General features: G+C 58.4%; 5 protein-coding genes. 1 reads left to right on the top strand and 4 read right to left on the bottom strand.

Going from position 1 to position 19711, the window contains the following annotated elements; translation table 11 throughout:
• Positions 1–231: 231 nt before the first annotated feature.
• The 4 genes from HU767_RS11470 to HU767_RS11455 all read right to left on the bottom strand — a co-directional run bounded on the left by HU767_RS11470 (position 232) and on the right by HU767_RS11455 (position 15131).
• The gene (locus tag HU767_RS11470; protein WP_186729566.1) at positions 232–5142 is read right to left on the bottom strand and encodes a hypothetical protein; all 4911 of its coding nucleotides are present in this window, start codon (positions 5140–5142) and stop codon (positions 232–234) included.
• Positions 5143–5223: 81 nt separating this feature from the next.
• Complete coding sequence (locus HU767_RS11465; RefSeq protein WP_186729565.1) at positions 5224–9762, bottom strand: neuraminidase-like domain-containing protein; 4539 nt, start codon at positions 9760–9762, stop codon at positions 5224–5226.
• A gap of 102 nt (positions 9763–9864) precedes the next feature.
• Positions 9865–14796, bottom strand: a complete 4932-nt coding sequence (locus tag HU767_RS11460) for a Tc toxin subunit A (protein ID WP_186729564.1) — start codon at positions 14794–14796, stop codon at positions 9865–9867.
• A 116-nt stretch (positions 14797–14912) separates the two neighbouring features.
• A complete protein-coding gene (locus tag HU767_RS11455) occupies positions 14913–15131 on the bottom strand; it encodes a hypothetical protein (protein WP_186705100.1) in 219 nt (72 codons plus the stop codon).
• A gap of 227 nt (positions 15132–15358) precedes the next feature.
• Here HU767_RS11455 and HU767_RS11450 point away from each other — a divergent pair, with 227 nt between their 5' ends.
• Entirely contained in the window at positions 15359–19687 is a 4329-nt protein-coding gene (locus tag HU767_RS11450) for a SpvB/TcaC N-terminal domain-containing protein (protein WP_186729563.1), read from the top strand.
• Positions 19688–19711: the final 24 nt, after the last annotated feature.

The raw sequence follows: 19711 nt of genomic DNA, 5'->3' as shown, positions 1-19711 counted from the left end.
CGTGAACACTGTTGTGGCGAGGGGATTTAGCGAAACGTCGCACCGCCCCGCTGGGCTGCAAAGCAGCCCTAAAAGCCAGACACCCTGTGTGTCTGGTTGATTGAATGGGTTTGGGGAATTCCGGACATGTGCGTCTCGAGTCAGGTCTTGACGATTAGTCTCCACAATCGTGGTCTGTCCCTGAGGTATACGGCTCGCTCGTGACCAGCGGTAAGCCGTCGGTCGGGTTCTTCACCGCCTGAACGTCAGGGTACGTTCGTTTGAATTTACCGGGCCACTGCTGTGGTAGAGGGAGGCAGCGTAAAATCTACAGAAACCTTCATCCCTTATGACTGTGGGTCTAGACCATACGCCGGTTATTGGATCGGCTCTCGCCACCCCCTGGAAAACCGGAGGGGTTTTACCGCTGTCGTATAACTCGACCAGACAGCCCTTACTTGCCTGCCCCGACAATGTCATTGCTCCGTAACGGGTGGCTCCGCCATTCGGAATCTCCTGTCCATACATATCCTTGACATTGTCAAGGCGCGGAGTCATTCGTTTGACCGTATAAGTGCGTGAAGGGAAGACTGTGGCCTGGCTCTCTTGGGTGCTTTGACCGAAAGCAACCTTGAACTCCAGCGTCAGCGTGCTGCCACCCCCCAGCTCCTGCAGATAATCGTAGGAATCTGAAACCAATTTGTTGTAAAACTCGTCCTCAAGCCAGCGTTCGTTGACCTTGGCGCTCGGCGCTGCCCATATGTCGAGGTTGTGCTCCGCTCCATCAGCCTTGCTGCCTTTCAAACGCAACCATAGGTACTGGCCTACGGCAATATGCGGCCATATGCCTGTTCGTACAGTGATATCACCCGACACGCTGTCCATGTCGAGTTCGTCACCGCTGCCGCTATCCGCAGCCTGAAGAATACGCGGCCGACCCGGTTCCAAATCACTCTGCGACAAAACGTCCACGGCCAGCGCCAAGGCAGCGGACGGCGGCTTGGTACCGCTATTGCGAGTGACAGTGTAGGAAACCGTCACCGACGTGCCCAAATTGAAGGCAATCACCGACACCGGCATTTCGATCTCCCGGTTGCTGGGCAGCGCTTGCACATCAGTAGTATGGGATCCGCCCTCGGCGGTCCCGGCCGCCCCCGTCCACGTCACGCTGACCTGATCGCCAGGTTGGATACCGTAGTCCGGAATCACCACCGTCAGATTGTCCTTAGCCTCCATCGGATTCAGTTGCTGGGTGGGCACATTGCCTCTGGCCTGCTTGACGCTAGGCGCGGACGCGTTAAAGGCTGCGCGAATGGTGTAGGTGCGTAAAGGGAAGGCTATGGATTGGGTCTCTTCGATGCTCTGACCGAAAGCAACCTTGAACTCCAACGTCAGCGCGCTGCCGTCGCCCAGTTCCCTCAAGTAGTTGGAGATTGCTGTACTCAGCCTATAATAACCCTGCGTCAGCCAGATCTCGCTGACCTTTGGGCCCGGCGGTGTCCAGATATTCTGGTTGTGCTCAGTCCCATCGGCCATATAGCCTTTCAAACGCATCCATAGATGCTGACCGACAGCGATATGTGGCCAGATGTCTATCTGTATCGAGACACTATCCGGCAGGTTGCCCACATCCAGTTCGGCACCATCCTCCTGCGCAACATGGCGAATATACGGCCTGCTCGGCGCCAGCGCGCTCTCAGCCAACGAGCCCACAACCAGCGTCAAGGGAGCGGACGGCGGTTTCACTCCAGTGTCGCGAGTAACGGTATAGGTGACCGTTACCGTTTGACCGAGGTTATAGGCGATCACCGACACCGGAACTTCAATCTTCCGGGTGGTGGGCAGCGGTTGCGGACCAACCGTTACGGTTCCCCCCCCAGCCGTCCCGGTCCACGTCACACTGACCTGATCGCCGGATTGGGTACCGTAGTCCGGAATCACCACTGTCAAACTATCCTGTGCGTCCAAGGGTTCCAGTCGCTGGTTGGGCGCAGTGTCCGTGGCCTGTTCGACGCTGGGGGCACCCGCGTCAAATGCTGCGCGAATGGTGTAGGTGCGCAGCGGGAAGAGAGTGGCGTGAGCTTCATCGGTGCTTTGACCGAAAGCGACCTTGAACTCCACCGTCAGCACGCTGCCGTCGCCCAGTTCCCTCAAGTAGTTGGAGATTGCTGTACCCAGCCTATAATAACCCTGCGTCAGCCAGATCCCGCTGACGGATGGGCCCGGCGGTGTCCAGATATTGTTGTTGTGCTCAGTCCCATCGGCCTTATGGCCTTTCAAACGCATCCATAGATGCTGACCGACAGCGATATGTGGCCAGATGTCTATCTGTATCGAGACACTATCCGGCAGGTTGCCCACATCCAGTTCGGCACCATCCTCCTGCGCAACATGGCGAATATACGGCCTGCTCGGCGCCAGCGCGCTCTCAGCCAACGAGCCCACAACCAGCGTCAAGGGAGCGGACGGCGGTTTCACTCCAGTGTCGCGAGTAACGGTATAGGTGACCGTTACCGTTTGACCGAGGTTATAGGCGATCACCGACACCGGAACTTCAATCTTCCGGGTGGTGGGCAGCGGTTGCGGACCAACCGTTACGGTTCCCCCCCCAGCCGTCCCGGTCCACGTCACACTGACCTGATCGCCGGATTGGGTACCGTAGTCCGGAATCACCACTGTCAAACTATCCTGTGCGTCCAAGGGTTCCAGTCGCTGGTTGGGCGCAGTGTCCGTGGCCTGTTCGACGCTGGGGGCACCCGCGTCAAATGCTGCGCGAATGGTGTAGGTGCGCAGCGGGAAGAGAGTGGCGTGAGCTTCATCGGTGCTTTGACCGAAAGCGACCTTGAACTCCACCGTCAGCACGCTGCCGTCGCCCAGTTCCCTCAAGTAGTTGGAGATTGCTGTACCCAGCCTATAATAACCCTGCGTCAGCCAGATCCCGCTGACGGATGGGCCCGGCGGTGTCCAGATATTGTTGTTGTGCTCAGTCCCATCGGCCTTATGGCCTTTCAAACGCATCCATAGATGCTGACCGACAGCGATATGCGGCCAGATGTCTACCTGCATCATGATATTGTCCGGCAGGTTGCCCACATCCAGTTCGACACCATCCTCCTGCGCAACATAGCGAAAATACGGCCTGCTCGGCTCCAGCGCGCTTTCAGGCAGAGGGATCACATTCAACGTAAGCGTATCCGGCGCCGGCAGCGACGTGCTACCACGCGTCACCGTATAGGTAACCGTCACCGGCTTGCCCAGAGCATAGGCGATCAACCCCACCGGCAGCTCGATCGACTTCGCCCCGACGGCTCCCACCTCAACCGGTGTCGTGCTGTGTGATCCCTCCTGCGGGCTGCCCGTCTCACCGGTCCAGGTAACGCTGATCTTGTCAGTGCCCCGCATGTCATCGTATTGCGGCACTACCGCCGTCAGAGTGGCTACCGCCGCAAGCGGATCGAGCTGATTGCCGTCCGCCTCGGCGATTGTCAAGGCAGGCAAACGGTTGGTGGTTCCCGTCCATGTCGGCGACTGTTTGAAGCGAATGCAGCCGAGGCTCAGGGTAAAGTCACCAATATCCACGCTTGACGTCGTAACGGTCCAAGTGAGGCCACCCTCGACCAGCGTTCGAGCCTCCGTCGGCTCAACTTGCAGCCTTGGCTCATCGACGGTGAGCGTCAGGTCCTCACCGATCATCACACTGCCGGACCGTGGCTTGAGCGTCACTTCGTAGGATTGACCGGGCAGTATCCGCCAAGGATCGCCAGGAGAAATATCCTCTGCGTCGACACTCAGTTCGAACTGTGTCCATTTACCGGTCGGGATGGTCTTGATGTCGAAGGCTTGCGCATGCGTATCAGACTCGGCCTTGTAAGGACTGTCGATGGTCGCGACCAATTGGGTATCGCCGGTTGGTGTGTAGCGATAGGCAGACCAACCATCATCCCGAGTGGGAATGGTGGTCAGTAGATCGCCATCATGACGCCATTGCACGTCGATACCAGGCTCAATCTTATCGGAAACGGTGTAACGAACTTTGACATGAAGGTCGATGGTTTCTCCTTCCTCCACGCTTGGCCAGAATTCCGGCAGGATGTGCCTGGTAATATCAAGCTTGTAGGGCCCGACAATGCAGGCCAACGTCTCATGGTTCGGGGCATGATAGACACTTTCGAAGCGCAGCGTGGCAGTCTTGCCGTCCACGCTGTCATCGCTCGCATCGGCATCGTTGCGAATGTCCCAGACCTTGGCGATATGCTGCGCCTCGTCATCCGCATCAGGTTCGGTCGGCGTCACTTGCAGCCTGGCCTGCCCGGCCTCGTCCTGATTGGTGAAGGATGCGTAGGCGCTGGTGCCTTTATAAATCCCGCCGCCGGCCCAGCCGCAGGCTTCGGTTACCGGCAAGTCAAGGTGATGCGACCCTCCTCCCCGGCAGATCGGCATATAGGTATGGCCGCCTTTTTCCACCCAATAGCGGGCGACGACGCCATCCAATTCGGGCATGGGTTGATCGGTGGCCAGTTGCAACGGTTTAAGGTGCAGGAATAACGACACACCGAATGCCACTTCGGGAGCGACATCCGATCCCTGGGCCTTGCCGGAAAAATGCAACTCACCACGACCACCCGGCCAACCAGGCTCTTGGGCGATAGGCTGGTCGTTTTCTGGCCCGCTCGTGATATCGACATCAGGGCTGGATGGATCGAACAGTCCGGATTGAAAGGCCAGGACAGCTTTTGGCTGGGTGTTCTCGTCGATCAGAGCGATCGTTTCGTCGCAGGTCAACCAGTCTCGTGGCTGCTCCACGCCCTCTCTCACGTTGCTCGTGTGCAACTCGTATTCCCAGTAGTGCGCCCTGGCGTTGAAGTACGCCCGCACTTTAGGATTTTCGCTCGACCGTTGTGTCGGTTGATAAAGAAACCTGACTTGATACCCGGCCTCTGCCGTCAGGTTAAGGTCGACTGGCAGATCGAATTCGATCGAGGCCTCCACCGCGCCATAGAGATAGACATAACGGCGTTCGATGTCGGGGCTCGTCACATAGACGAGATCGGCACCGCCGTCGTCCCCGTCTGCGCGCCTCGTCCATTGCGAAGGCCAAGTAGGCGTGAGCAAATCGCCTGCTTCTCCCAGCAAGTTGCGCTCGACTTTCTTCTGCACGCTCATGTCCACGCTCCCTGACAGGTTGTGTTACGTCAGTTCGGTGACTACAGGCCAAGCTTGAACGAGGTTTATGGACGCCTCGTCCTACTGGCGAAACACCGTCTCTTTTAAAAGCTCTGTGATGATCTCGGCAAAGTCGTTGCCGCCATCGTGGGCGGTGTATTCCACTTCGACGATGATGTCGGTCAACGACTCAAGAATTTCTGTTTGCTTGTCTGAGTCGGGCCGTGGAAAGGCGATTTGCCACGAAGCAATCGCGCCGGTTCGTTCGAAGGACGCATAACGGTCTTCGTCGAAAGCGAAGCGTGAGCCGATGCCGTCATCGTCCAGCCCGTCGGAAACGGCGATTTGCGGCTGGGCGCGCAGGTTATAACGCACATAAGTGGTATCGGCGTCGGCATGCGCCGGATCATAGAGATGCCGGGCGCCACCAGGATCGGGTTTGATCAGCAGCTTGCTGGAGAGTTGCGTGAGCGTCATGCACGCCGTCTCGTAGGGACCGAACAGCGCCGGCAGGGTGATCGACACGCGACGAATCTGGCGCAAATAATGGCCGGGATAATCGCTGTCGTAGCAGCGGCTATCGAGGGTGAAATCCAGTTTCCCGCTGGTTTTGAGCGTCTCGAATGTCTCTGGCCACGCATCCCCGAAATAGTCGCGTAGCGACACCAACTTCCTGATCGTCAAGCGCCGTTCATAGCGATGTAAAAAAGCTGACTCCATGCGCAGCAGGCCCAGCGTCAGCGTCTCGCCAGCGGTGAAGCCGTGATGGCTGTCGACCCATGCGCCGGGTAGGATGAAGTGGCTTTCATAATCGCCAATCTCGTATTGCCAACAGGCCTGCACCGACAAACACAGGGCGGTCACCGCATCGTAGGTCTGGAAATACAACGTGGCCATTTTGCTCTGCATCCAACGATAGAGCGATGCCCGGGATGTGCGGGTCTGGGTGAGAAAGGTGTACATCTCCTTGGCCTGTTCGATGGCCCGAACTTGCTGATTGACCGAGACCGTCGATGCCTGGATCTGGATCTGCTGGGCTTGTACTTGTTTTTCCAATGCCTCGAGTTCGGCATTCGCCGCCTTGTACTGGAAACTCCACTCTTCACGCAGGCGCTGTTGCGAGCCGTAGCGCTCATGGAGGTTGGACCAGAACGATTCACTTTGACTGTAAGCGCTCGTCGCTGCGGCAGCAGCGTGTGCCGGGGCACTCCACTTGATGCCGCCGGCCGCCAACCCAACAATGTTGACGGCAAAATCCAATGCGTGTCCGAAGCTGGTGGTGGACCCCGTAGCCACGGCGCCTTTTCTTGCATGCTTTAGATTTTCGGCCGCCTCGATTTCCTCCTTATTCAAATCCTTCTCGACCAATCCATGAAAATAGTTTTTGCGCTCACCCACCATCAGTTGGGAAGCCTTGAGAGCGTCAAGCGTGACTTCGGCGTGGCGCAACAATTCGGTTTGCAGCTCACGACTGAAATGGCTCATCTCGATGAGGTGTTCTTGTTGCAGGGTTTCCTGGTCGCAGCGATCCGCCTGCTCCATATATTGCCGAAGCTGGTCACCAAACCGGCACAGGGTCTGCACCGCTTGCTGCGCGCGGGGCAAGATGGCCATGAAGCGATAAGGCGGTACGATCGGTGGCGTCAGGATGTCCCGCAGGTTGAAGCCACCACCGCCAGCCTGGGCCCGCATCAGGTCCTTGGGATTGATGGGCGTGTCGTAAAGCGGCAAGTCGATGGGCTTGCCGTCGAGGGTCAGGTAATGCCGCAGGTTGTGCAATCGTGCCTTCAGGACGTCCCAGACATCCAGCAGGTCGCGATTGATTTCCGCGCGAAAATCCGGGTGATCCACCAGGGGCGCCAACAGACCATGGTCGGACGTCGGCGGCAGATTGATCAGGGTATCGACCGACAGCGATTGAATGAGCGCGTCGAAACACTCGAGGTTGCGTGCACCTTCCAGTTCACCGAGGGACTTTGGTGTCCAATTCGAAGCCCCGCGCACATCAGGCGCCGGTCCCATCATGCGCGCGGCCTTCAGATAGAGCATTTTGGCTTCGGTCAAACTGTCGCGTGTCAGTTGCCTGTAGAGCCAATCGCCCCATTCGATCAGGGTCTCGACATAATCGCGAAAAATCCGTTTGCGGTAATGAATCGGATTGCTGTAGGCGATGGCATCCGGATCGGCGGGCGATGCCACTTCGAAGCTGGGATCGCCCTCCATCAGCAACGGCCGCGAGCGCCAATAGGGGGTGGTTTCTGTACGTCCCGGATTGATCTTGGCGGACGGATCGAAGAGATAGTGCAACCATCCCAGCGCATCCTCGAAGCTCATTTCGCGGCGCAACTGTACGGCTACCAGATGCGGGAGATGGAAGAATATTTCCCAGAAATAACGCCCGTTCGCGCCATGGAAATCTAAAAACTCTGGTTCATTGGAGCCCGGGCGCGGCGGCTCTTCGGTGTGCTGGCTGTCCCAGGAGAGCAAATTGCCAATGGAAAGCCCCGCCCGCTCCACCAGCTCGCGACCGAACGTGGTGTTCAAGCGGATGGATTGGACGGCGTTACCCACTCCGAATTCAGCACCAAAATCGAGAAACTGACTGGCCTGGCCCTGACCAGTCTCGGGGCCTAAGACAATTTGTGGCCCTGTGGGTGGCGGGGCCTTGAGTGTAATTTCGTACTCTTGATAGCCTTCGCTCCAAGTATCCTCTTTATATTCCCCCAACCCGACGGCAACGATTTGCTGATTGCTATTCAACGGGAGCCGTTTCAAGTGCAGCGCAGCCCCATTGAATGTAAACGACCGAAGATCCCCTGCGGGCTCTTTGCCCTCGCCTACCCAGATGGGCAGAGAGAGAGGACCTACTGATCCAGTTCCACGGTTTGAAAACTGGCCATTGATTACAAAATCCGAACCGTTGCTGGTGATTTTCAACCAGGTTCCATGACGGGCATATTCGGCATCTGGCAGGTTTGCCATGTGCCGAAAAATACTCCTATAAGTGCCATCGTTATTTAGAACCGGAATAGCCAAGGAGATTACAGCGCTACCTCCCTCAAACGTCACGGTTGCCCCCGGCACACCCTGCTCGTCTATGAACTCGACCTGTGCAGGCGCCGTGAAGTTACCCGAGGAGAAGTCCATGACTATTTTGTAATATTGGTTATACCGAGCATCGCCGAAAGACTCATTGTAGGTATAAATATGAATGTCAAAAAAAGAATGCGTTACTAAAATATTTTTATGAACGCGCGTGCGGGAATGGGATAGCCGCTTCGCAGAAGCGCTATGAAAGCTACCGACTGTTATCCCGAGAAATCCAGCGACGTTTATTGCCCGTAGGTAGAGATAATTCGTATATCCCGGCTCGTCCTCGGGGTTCTTGACTTGAATGGATTCTACTCCCCACCCTTTGTAGTCTCTTTCGCCACCCAGCTGCGGCAGGCGTCGTTGGAGATAAGACGTCCCCGCCCCCTCCGGAAAATATTGCTCGAACAGCTCATCGATGTGCGCCTGCTCGGCTTGCGCGAGGTCGATGCGGTTCAGCAATTCATCCCATGCGTAATAGCATGTGGTGCACTCACCATCGGCGGTTGACAGCACCACGCCAAGCACCATCTGCGCGGCTTCTTTGGTAATCCCGCTTTCACTGGTGATTGCCAGAAGCTTATTGTTTCCTTCTGCCGCACGTGCGCGCCGATGGCGCCGATCGGGCTGCGGGCTTTCGCGCTTGAGCATGACCGTGTCAACGACAAACGGCGGGCTCCAGCCGCCGCTCAGGTTGCGATAAGAAAAGCGAATATCAAACTGGTCCCATTGGAGCCCTTCAACCTCGCCAATATCATTCAAGGATGATCTGCTCACCCAGAAGACATAAAGCCGGCTGCCAAAAGAAGTCAGGCGCACACTCACGGCATCGCCTATCGCGGCCTCAATGGGTTCCCACTCACTCCAGGCGCTGGGCGGAATCCGTGTCTGCCCCTCACCGCGAACGATGCCAACCTTGCGCCAGTAATATTTGTTATCGACGGGCTTGCGCCCGAGGAAATAATAGTCCGCTTGATAAACAGTTGAATCGGACAGCACAAAAGGCCCATCAATGTACCCGCTGAGCACCTGGATATCGGCGATATCTTCGAATTGCTCGAGATAATTGAGCACGGACGATTGTGCACGCTCGGTATTGAGACGTCCTTGCGCAAGGCCCCCTTCCAACTCTTCATAAAAGCGCGTTTTGACAATGCGCAATTGCGGATCGATATAGTTTTCCGGATAATTTTGCAGTTTCTCCGCGCCCGCCCAAATCGCATAACGGCTTTCCCACTGACGCCAGGTTTCCACTTCCCGCTCATCGAAGTGCTGCCCGAAACCCGGTTCGTCGCCGGAATAAATACCGTGGATATAGCGCTGCAAGCTGGCGATCATCTCGCCCACGGCGGATGTTTTCGGCGCCGTGTCGACATGGTGGTCGAACAGGTGATAGGCATCGAGGTCATCGGCCGCGGCCAGCACATGGGTATCGCCGTCCCGGGCCGCCACGGCGCCCAAGTAACATTCAAGAAGTGCCTCCTGGCGCTGCTTGTTCAAGGCTTCGAGTTTCGTCGTAAGATCCTTCATGACCGCGCCTCTGGGATTTCATACCTGATGGCTGATTCGCTGCTCCGATCCTGGGATCACCGCAGGGAGCGTCGATGTGGGTGTGAATGGGTAAGGACCCGTTCAGGATCCCGGTCGGCGGGATGACTGGCCATCCCATTGGATTTTCGTGCGCAGGATCCGGCTATAACGGGTGCCTTGCAGCGCCGCGCCGATCGAAAAGACCGCCCTGGGATCGGGCAGTTGTCGGCAGTCGATTTGCCAGCTCAAGAGTCCGTTCCCAGGAAGCTCGCGCATCTGCAAAAAGCTCGGGTTCGCCACCAATCCCTGGCCGACCGGATTAACCCCACTCCAGGTCAGGGCGATCTTGCGATCTGTCCTATCGCTGGCGTCGGACGTATCCACCAGGGTCAGGGTGTAGCGCTGGCCGACGACGAAGGTCAGCGAGTCCGACTCGGCTTCGGTCGCCTTCTGATCGACCCGCGTCAAGGTGAATTGCCAATTCGGCTCGGCAAGGACTTTTATCGTGAAGCTGACCACCTGCCCCCCAAGTGCATCGAGTGTTGCCGTGAGCGCATATTCGCCAGCTCGATCAATCGGTACGGCAAAAACCGCCATGCCTTCGGAATCGGTCCGCGTCTCTTTCGGTCCATCGGGGTCCAGAATCCATTGCACGGGATACTCGCCCACCCCCTCAAACCCCGCAGGGGTGCCCGGCTCGACCTCGGCTTCCACCCGCACCCGCATATGCGCCACCTCACCCGCCTGGGCAATCACCAGCACATTGGCTGGGGACGCCGCGGCAAGCCTGGGCACGGGGAGAATGGCCATGGCTTGTTCGAACGAGTCCTCTCGGTCGTCCTGCCTGCTTGGAGGCAAGAGGCTTGCGCGAACGGTCATGGCGCCTTCCTTGAGCTCCGCCGCGGGCAGCTCGAAAACTGCGTATCCATCAGAGTCTGAAACAGCCACTGCCGACGGTGTGTACTCTGTCCCATCGGCGAATTGCACGTGCCAGTCGATTTGTGCTTCCGACTTGCCCGCTCCGCTCAGCGAGAGAACGCGGCAGGCAATTGTTACGTCCTGGCCGAGCACATTCGGCCCCCTGAAGCGCAACCTGTAGAAATTCTTATCGATATAAGGCGCATCGATGAAGCGAAACGTGGCAAAACCTTGGAGGGTCAGCTCCGCACCGAGGGTGGCCTGGACCTTCGTTATCCCCTCCTCGTTGCTGAACAGCTGGGCGCGGGCGACACCGCTTGCATCGGCAATCGTCGTATCCTTCTTGAACTGACCGGCGCCTTCGACAACGCTCCAACGTACACGCCGATTACGTCCCCGGTTGCCAAAATCGTCGTACACCGTGGCGGACAATTCAAAGGATTCACGGCGACCGGCGAGTTTGGGCGCGCCGTCCTCTTCGGGCCTGGGCTGACGCAAGCCTAGCGTTTCCTCGTCGCAGTCGATTGTCACCGTAGGCATTGCAATACGCTGGTCGAGTCCGATGATCGCAAAAACCGTTGCAATGCCCATCTGCGAAGCTGACGTCAATGTGACATTCACTACCCCATCGAAATCGGTGTGGGATATATCCGAGTCCAAGACGCCTGGGCCTGTCAGGGCCCAACGCACCCGAATATTGACCAGCGGCTTTCCGCTCAGGTCCCGCACCAGCAGGCGATACCTCGCCTGTGCTTTTACCGGATCTAACTCCAGCGCGTTGGCCACCAGGCGCGTCCGGTCGACCGACGTCTCGCTCGTTGTCGCCTGGCCAACCTCGGGGGCGTTGCCGGAACCGCCCAATTGAAGCCGACCGGCGTAGAGACTACCGAGCGCGTATTGCACGGCGTTGCGATAATCTTCGGTATTGGCGGACACCGGCAGTCCGCCCAGTTCATGCAGGGCCAGAATGCTTAGCTCGCTCGTGCGAGCCATCTCCAGCATGCGGATCAAACCATTGAATTGACTCAGCTGTGTAAGCACTCCCGACGGTGCGATGAAACGTACCGCTTCAAGCACCTCGCGCGCGCTGAGGCCCAGCATCTCCGCGACCTTGACGGCGGCCGCATCCTGCATCAGCCGCGCGTAATCCTCACTCTCGATGAACAGATCAGGGTCAAACGCCTGTGGATCGTTGACCAAGGACAAGTAATCCATCAGTGCCGAAGGGGACGCCTGCATACGAGATGCGACATCACGGTAGGTTTGAAGGTGGTACAGCGTGGCGAGCGTGATCGCCCCGCTGTCATCCAAGCCTGGCCGAAATCCAAATAAATCGGGCGCGTCAGTCCAACCTTCCACCTGCCGCTTGTTTGCCGCATGACGACTCAGGAACTCGCCATCCAGCTCGAACTGACGGGCGATATCAGCCAAACGACGCAAGCTCCCCAGCTTCTGGAGCATAACGTCAACATTGCTCCAGTTTTCCAGGTCGTCTTCCTCGCCCATGAAGGCGGCGTCCTTGGGCAAGACGGCGGCGCGCAAACGTCGTGCAACCGGATCGGAGCGGCTCAACCGCTGCAAAGCCATCGCGAGCAAGGACGCCGCGGGGGTTACCACGCCATCCGTCTCCCACACCCAGCGCAAAATGTCGTAAACGCTCTGGTCGGCCCAATCCATAAGAGGCAGCACGAGATCGGACGATATCGCCAGGTAAGTGGCTAGATGCTCTTCGACCAGAGCGCGCTGGGAAGCCCGCATCCGCAGGATGACCGCCGTCACGGACTCCACCACCATATTTTTCAGGGTGTCCGCCTCCCCCCGGTCCTCCCGGATCAAATCCTCGTTTGAGGCGAGCCTTTCCACCACATCGGCCACAATGTTGCGAATGCTGAGCGCATAATCCGTATCCGAACCCGAGACGCCGTCAAGCACAATGCCCTGTGCATCGACAACGTCTGTAAGTGCTGAAACCCAGTCGATGCCAACCTTGGTGTCCATGTTATCCAGCGTTGTGGGAACACCGGCTTGCCTCAGGACCTCATTGGTAATACGCAGGCCTTCCAAGCTCGTATGCAAGCTGAAGACCAGTTGTCGCTCGCTATCACTGGCCACGGGGACGGTCGTATTTGAGCGCAGCGCTTGCACAAGCCAGGCCAGATCGATGCCTTTGTCCCGGCACCAACGCACACATTCGACAACAGCCATCAACGCGGCGGTAAAGTCCGTCGCGCCCAGCGAAGGCAGTGCATCGATCGATGGTACGCCAGCAATCTGCTTCAGAATCGGTCCCGTCTGGCCGAGCGTCTGCACGAGCCCGATCAAGACGGTCGGAGGAACTTGCAGGTACCGAGCGATGCTGGCAATGCGATAAAAGGAAGACAAAATTTCCAGGTTACGGGTGAGTTGTGGCGGGTCGTAGGCACTGGCGACAACCCGAGCCATATAAGTGTACTCGGACGTATCCAAGCCAAGGCTGGCACAAATCGCCTGGACGGTTTCCCGCCCGCGTTCATCCATGTTGTCTTCTACCCGCGCGCTGAACGGCGAATCGTCGAGAATCAAGGGCCTTCCCAAAAGCCCGTGATTGACAAAGATACGGTCGTACTGGGGAAGCATTTCTCCGGCGCCAAAAATCGATACCTTGTCGAGCCAAGCGGCAAAATCCTCGGCGGTCACGCCATAACGCGTGCGCATCTCACAGAAAATCCCAAGCACCTTCAAGGTATTGCGGGTGATTTGTGGCGTTCCGGTTTTCTTCTCGGCGCGATGGGCCGCGACGATCAGTTGATCCATCTCTCGAAAAGAGGTGCCAAGCCATCGGCTGAGCCGCATCAGCCGGTGGATCCGATCCGCGTGGTCATTCGTCAGGTTCTCAAGCTGAACCGGTGGATTGACTGGGACAGTTTCCATGTCCTCTGGCAGCTCTCGCAGATGGACGCGCCGCGTTTCATCCGTTGCCCGCAGCTCAATGGCAGGGGGCGTTGCACCATTGATGTAGACCGCTCCAAAATCCTGTGGACCAGGCTCCTGCTGGGAAACGGTCGATGGCGACACATGCGGGGACAACGTCGGCGCCTGTTCCCCCACCGCGAACAATCCTGGCAGTGCTTCGCGCGTCGCCCCAGTACGCGTGCAAAATTCCGCACTGTCTTCCAAGGATGACTTGGAATAAACCCGATAGGTCGTCCAGTAAAAGTCCGCTATTTGCGCTTCGTTTGTTGGTTGGGCGCCGTTGAATCGCGCCTCCAGGAGAAGTTCCCGGCGCGCCGGGCCGATCGGCAGGCTCAGGAGAAACGTATCGTCGCCGCGGTCGGTCTGCATGCTGGGCAAGGCAAAGTAATGAAAATCCGGATCGGTGGCACGCGCCAGTTCACCAAAAGCTGAAACCGACTGGTCAAAAAGCGACAAAATTACTTCAAGCTGCTCGACCCAATGCTCGTAGGGCATGCTAAGCGGATAACGTGCGCTCGCCAGTAGCTTATCCGCCTCAACGGCATCGGGATCCGATGATCGCCCAGCACTGAGCAGCGATGCTTCCAAGATCTTCGTCGACAGCGACAGCACCGAGCATTCCCGTGTCATCGCCGCCGAATCAAGCAGCTGGGCGGCGATATCCGGTCGCCGAACCTCTAGACGGTACCGTTTATCCTCGCCTCCCGCTTGTTCCAGCGAGAGCACTTTTTTGTACAGACTGACCAGATAAGCGACTGGCGAGGTTCGTGCTTCGATGGCGTTCGGGCGGGCCATGTTTGACCAGTCCTCATCGAACTCCATGTCATAGCGCGCCCCATCCGTGAGCGAAGCAAAACCCCGATGCACATCGTAAGTCAGGCTATCGGCTCCACGAAGTTCGCGCTCGCGATATTGGCGCACAATCCATATTGCCGCGCTCATCGCACGTTCGTGAAGCTCCTGCGCCGGACCGCTGCGCAGCCCCTGGGCAAGCCACCGCTCAGGGCGCCCGCGCGCAAGTTCAAGAATAGAACCTGCCTGCGCGACAATGGCATTGATTGTTTCGCTTCCTGACGGATTCAATAGCCCAGCCATGGTTGTCGTCAGCGGCGCCCGGGACGCTGAGGGGTCAGGATTCGAAGGCAAGAGGCGGTCGGATGGCATCAATTTCTCCAAGGATTTTGGAGCGCCCCTACGGGCATCGCTTCCAATAAATCCGGGGCACGTATCATTTCGGTATGCGGGGTAATCAAACTCCAGACTTTGGGGAACGGCTACTGTCAGGACTTACAGGTCGCCGTGGGTTTTAGATAAGCGGTTGAAGTGGATCTGTTCATCGCCAGGCCTGCCAGTTCCTGACTGGGGCCGGCTTGGAATTGCTGGAGAGCCTCGTTCGTCAGCGGCAGGCTGCTCAGGTTCATTCGAACCAAAACGTCGCCACCATTATCAAGTACGTCATTGACGCTCCGTCGGTTGACGAAACCACGATCAGCGATCAAAACATGACCTTCCTGCACAGAGCACAGAGTCAACGACTCGCCGGTTTTGGACGGTGTTATTTACACCAGCCTGGTGCCTACCTACGCTTCGCCCTATGCAAAACGAAATAAACCTGCGCCGCGTTTTCTTATTCCATTAACAACTAGGCAACTGTCAATCCTGACAGTAGATAGGCGCGCCGGTTCGCGCCAAATTGGGCACCTGCACACCCGTTCGGAGCCCGGCGATGGACCAGCAGGAACGCTTGAGCGTTACACTACCTTCCCTGCCCAAGGGCGGCGGCGCCATCCAGAGCGTCGGCAAAGGCTGGGGTGGCGTCGGAGCCACCGGCAAGGCGTCCTTCGACCTGCCCTTGCCAATTTCTCCTGGGCGCGGCTACGCCCCCACCCTGCAACTCAGTTACGGCAGCAGCGTCGGTAACAGCCTGTTCGGGATCGGTTGGGCGCTGTCCCTGGGCTGCGTGGCACGACGGACCAGCAAGGGGGTTCCGGATTACACCGACGACGATGTCATATTGGGCCCCGATGGCACCGTCTGGATGCCGGAGCGCAACAGCGCCGGGGAAATCATTCGCACGACAGTGAGCACCTATCGAGACCTGGCCTTGGGCATCGATTATCAGGTCGCACGTTATTTTCCGCGTATCGAGGGCGCGTTCGAGCGTATCGAACATTGGCGCTCAGCGGATGACTACCCAGGGTTCTGGCTGATCCACGGAGCCGACGGCAGCTTGCAGTTGTACGGTTTCAACCCATCGTCACGTAGCACGGACGTGGAAGACGCCCTACGCGTTGGCGAATGGCTGCTGGAAGAAACCATGAACGCCCGCGGCGAACATATCCTCTACGAGTATGCCGGCGAAGATCATGCCGGCATGCCCACCGATACGCCACGCGACTTCCGCGCCCAGTGCTATTTGAGCCGGGTGCGCTATGGCAATGCGCAGGCAAATGCCCACCTCTTTCATTGGGTGCCAGAGCAGTTGGCACAGGCGCAATGGCACTTCGACCTGATTTTCGATTACGGCGAGCGCGACACCGGGCTGGAGCAAATCCCCACCTACGATCCAGTCGGTACGTGGCCGGTGCGCAGCGATCCTTTCGCGACCTACGGCTATGGCTTCCTGCTGGGTAACCTGCGGCTGTGTCGGCAAGTGCTGATGTTCCACAATTTTGCGGAACTGGGCAGCGATCCGCTGTTGGTGCAACGCCTGCTCTTCGAATATCAGACCACCGACCTGGGCTACAACTTGCTATCCGCCGCGCACCAACAAGGCTATGACGAACAAGGGCAAATCGAATCGCGACCGCCAGTGGCGTTCGACTATTCGCCGTTCAAGACCGACGACGCCCAGTATCAACAGTTCGAGGCCATGCCCGGCCTCAACGACGGCCAGCAATACCAGTTGGTCGACCTGTATGGCGAGGGTGTTCCAGGCGTGCTTTATCGCAGTGACAAGGCCTGGTACTACCGCGAGCCGCTCCGCGCTCAACCGACGCGAACGGCCGATGAGGTGGTCTACGACGAGTGGCAACGACTGGATGCGATTCCCGTGATGGACAGCCGCAAACCGGTTCGCCAGTCACTGATGGACCTCACCGGCGATGGCCGTCTGGATTGGGTCATGGCGCAACCCGGTGCGAGCGGCTTTTTTACCCTCAACCCGGATCGCAGCTGGTCGAATTTCGTTACCTCTGCGGCCTTCCCCCGGGAGTTCTTTCATCCTCAAAGCCAACTGGCCGACCTGGTGGGCGGCGGCCTGTCCGACCTGGCGCTGATCGGGCCACGCAGCGTGCGCTTGTATGCCAATCGCCGCGAAGGCCGTTTCGCCAAGGGCCTGGATGTGCCGCATCGCATCGAAGCCGCACCTAAGGATCGCCTGCCTTTATTGAGCCAGGCACAGACCGAACTGGTGGCGTTCAGCGATGTATTGGGCACAGGTCAGCAGCATCTGGTGCGCATTCGCCACAACGAAATCGTCTGCTGGCCCAACCTCGGTCATGGCCGGTTCGCCCCAGGTTTTCACCTTGGCACCCTGTCCTATACTTACAAGTCTTTCGACGCCTCGCGAATCTTGCTCGCCGACCTGGACGGTTCCGGCGCCGCTGACCTGATCTACCTCACCAGCGAACATGCCGAGATCTACATGAACCGCACCGGCATGGGTTTTGAAACCAACCCGCGGATTTTGCCCTGGCCGACGGGCGTGCGTTACGACCGGTTATGCCAAGTGAGCGCCGCGGATTTGCAAGGGCTGGGTTGTTCGAGCCTCGTGCTGACCGTACCGCACATGAAGCCCCGGCACTGGCGCTGCGACTTTGTCGAGGCCAAGCCGTATCTGCTGCACCGGACAAACAACAATATGGGGGCGGTTGGGGAAGTGTTTTACCGCAGCTCGGTCCATGAGTGGCTGGATGAGAAACAGGAACGACGGGCGGCGGACGCGGAAGTTGCCAGCTATGTACCGTTTCCGATGCCGCTGGTGTCACGGCAAACCCAACAGGATGAAATCACCGGCAACCTGTTGACCCAACATTTCGAGTATCGCCAAGGCTTTTATGACGGCCAGGAGCGCGAGTTCCGTGGCTTTGGCCTGGTGATGCAAAATGACAGCGAAACCGCCGGTGACGAACAGCGACAGGCCGGTTTTACCGCGCCGGTGCTGCGCAAGAGCTGGTTCCATACCGGTCGTACCCCCGATCTACCGGGCCTGGATTACGACCAATCAGACCGCGTGGCCAAGCCCCTCGGCCCGGCGCTGCTGTTGGCACCGCAAGACGGCGAGCCGGACGAAATTATCAGCAACGCTGACGAAGACACCTGGCATGACATGGCCTATGCGATGGCCGGCATGCCGCTGCGGGTCGAAGTGTTCGCCCCGTTGCAACCCCTTCCCTATTCGGTGCAGCAGTCACGCCTTGCCGTACGTTTGTGGCAAACACGGGGTGACGACCAACCCTATTGCAGGACGCAACCGCTGGAACTGGAATCGATTGCCTATACCTACGAGCGCCTGCCGGACGACCCGCTGTGCCACCACCGTATCAGTCTGGCCTGGGATCGTTACGGCGGACTGATCCATGAGGTAACCGTCGCCTATGCCCGGCGCAAGGACATCGATGATGACCCTCCGTTCGATAAAGACCACGAACAAACCTGGTGGTGCGCTTCCCACGATGACGCGCAGAGTTTTTACTACCTGAGCGAAAACCGCGCTCAGTTCATTCATCTGGACAACGATCCGCAAGCCTGGCGTCTGGGCCTGCCCTATCTATCCCGAGGCAATGCGCTGGTGTTGTCAAAGGCCGTGTTGGGGCCGGAGGATATTTCCCATGAGGCGATGTTCGATCGCCTCAATGCACCGCCCAGCGAACCTTTCCAGCGGGAACTGGCCCACCTGTCCGAGCAACGGTACCAAGAGGAAGGCCAAACCCTGCCAGCGGGAGAAGCCAGCTTCGAGGCCTTGGCCGACTACCTTGAGTCTGCCGAATTGGATGAAACTGCGTTGCAGGCCTATGCGTCGGTGCTCAGTCCCGAGGAACTGGATGCCCGGCTGCCCGAACTCGGCTATCACCCCATGCCCGCTCAACTGCCGGCAGAACCCGACAGGGTGTTGTGGTCCGTTCGCAAGGGCTTCATGACTTATGCCGGACTGGAAGGCTTCTATCGCGTCATCAGCAGCCGAGCCACCCAAAGCCAGGGGCCAACGGACATCGGCTTCGATCCTTATTATTGCCTGCCCCTCAGTGTCACCACCGCCGACGGCTGCAGCACCCGCGTGGTCGATACGGACTATCGCTTCCTGCTGCCGCGTCGCATCGTCGATCCGAACCGGAACATCCAAGAGGCCCGCTATGACGCCTTTGGCGAACTGTCAGTCAGCAGTTTCCACGGGACCGAGCGCGGCGAAAACGTAGGTTTCGACCCACTGGACGAGCACCAACCCTTCACCCGCTCTCCCACTGAAGCCATTGCCGATCCGGAGGCCGCCTTGCAAGGCGCCGCCAGCGCCTGCTTTCGCGACCCTTTCAGTTGGATGCGCGACGGGGAACCGGTCCACGCGGTGACTCTGCAAGCCGACCGCTACCCGCAGTTCCCGGACAACCCCGAGCGCAAGATCCGCATCGCCGTTCAGTGCTGGGACGGCTTTGGCCGCGTCCTGCAAAGCAAGCAAAAGGTCGAGCCGGGAAACGCCTACCAAATCGCCGACGACGGCACCCTCGTGCTGGACGGCGACCAGCCCGTCACCGCCCCGGCCATCGAGCGCTGGCGAGTCAGTGAACGGGTCGAGTACAACAATAAGGGCCTGGCGGTGCGGGTTTATCGACCTTACTTCGCCGATGGCCATCGCTACATCAAGGACGAATCGTTCCGCCGTTTCGGGCATTGCGACCAGCAATTCTACGATCCGCTCGGGCGGCCTACGTTGACCGTGACGGCCATGGGGTATTGGCGGCGTCAGCGGTATCTGGGGTGGTATGGGATTTCGGAGGATGAGAACGATACGTTGGAAGAGTCTTCATTGGGGAATCCGCCGAGTCTATTAGCTTCCTAGTTGAAGGTTAAAAGAGGTTTGAGC

The sequence above is a fragment of the Pseudomonas sp. SWRI179 genome (assembly GCF_014268705.1).
GTDB classification, from domain to species: Bacteria; Pseudomonadota; Gammaproteobacteria; order Pseudomonadales; family Pseudomonadaceae; genus Aquipseudomonas; species Aquipseudomonas zanjanensis.
Note: the sequence above shows the minus strand (reverse complement) of the source record. Positions and strands in the feature narration are given on the sequence as shown.

Bases quoted from the DNA above. Each gene is read 5' to 3' on its own strand.
- HU767_RS11470 (WP_186729566.1), bottom strand. From the start codon at position 5,142: ATGAGCGTGCAGAAGAAAGTCGAGCGCAACTTGCTGGGAGAAGCAGGC.
- HU767_RS11465 (WP_186729565.1), bottom strand. From the start codon at position 9,762: ATGAAGGATCTTACGACGAAACTCGAAGCCTTGAACAAGCAGCGCCAG.
- HU767_RS11460 (WP_186729564.1), bottom strand. From the start codon at position 14,796: ATGCCATCCGACCGCCTCTTGCCTTCGAATCCTGACCCCTCAGCGTCC.
- HU767_RS11450 (WP_186729563.1), top strand. From the start codon at position 15,359: ATGGACCAGCAGGAACGCTTGAGCGTTACACTACCTTCCCTGCCCAAG.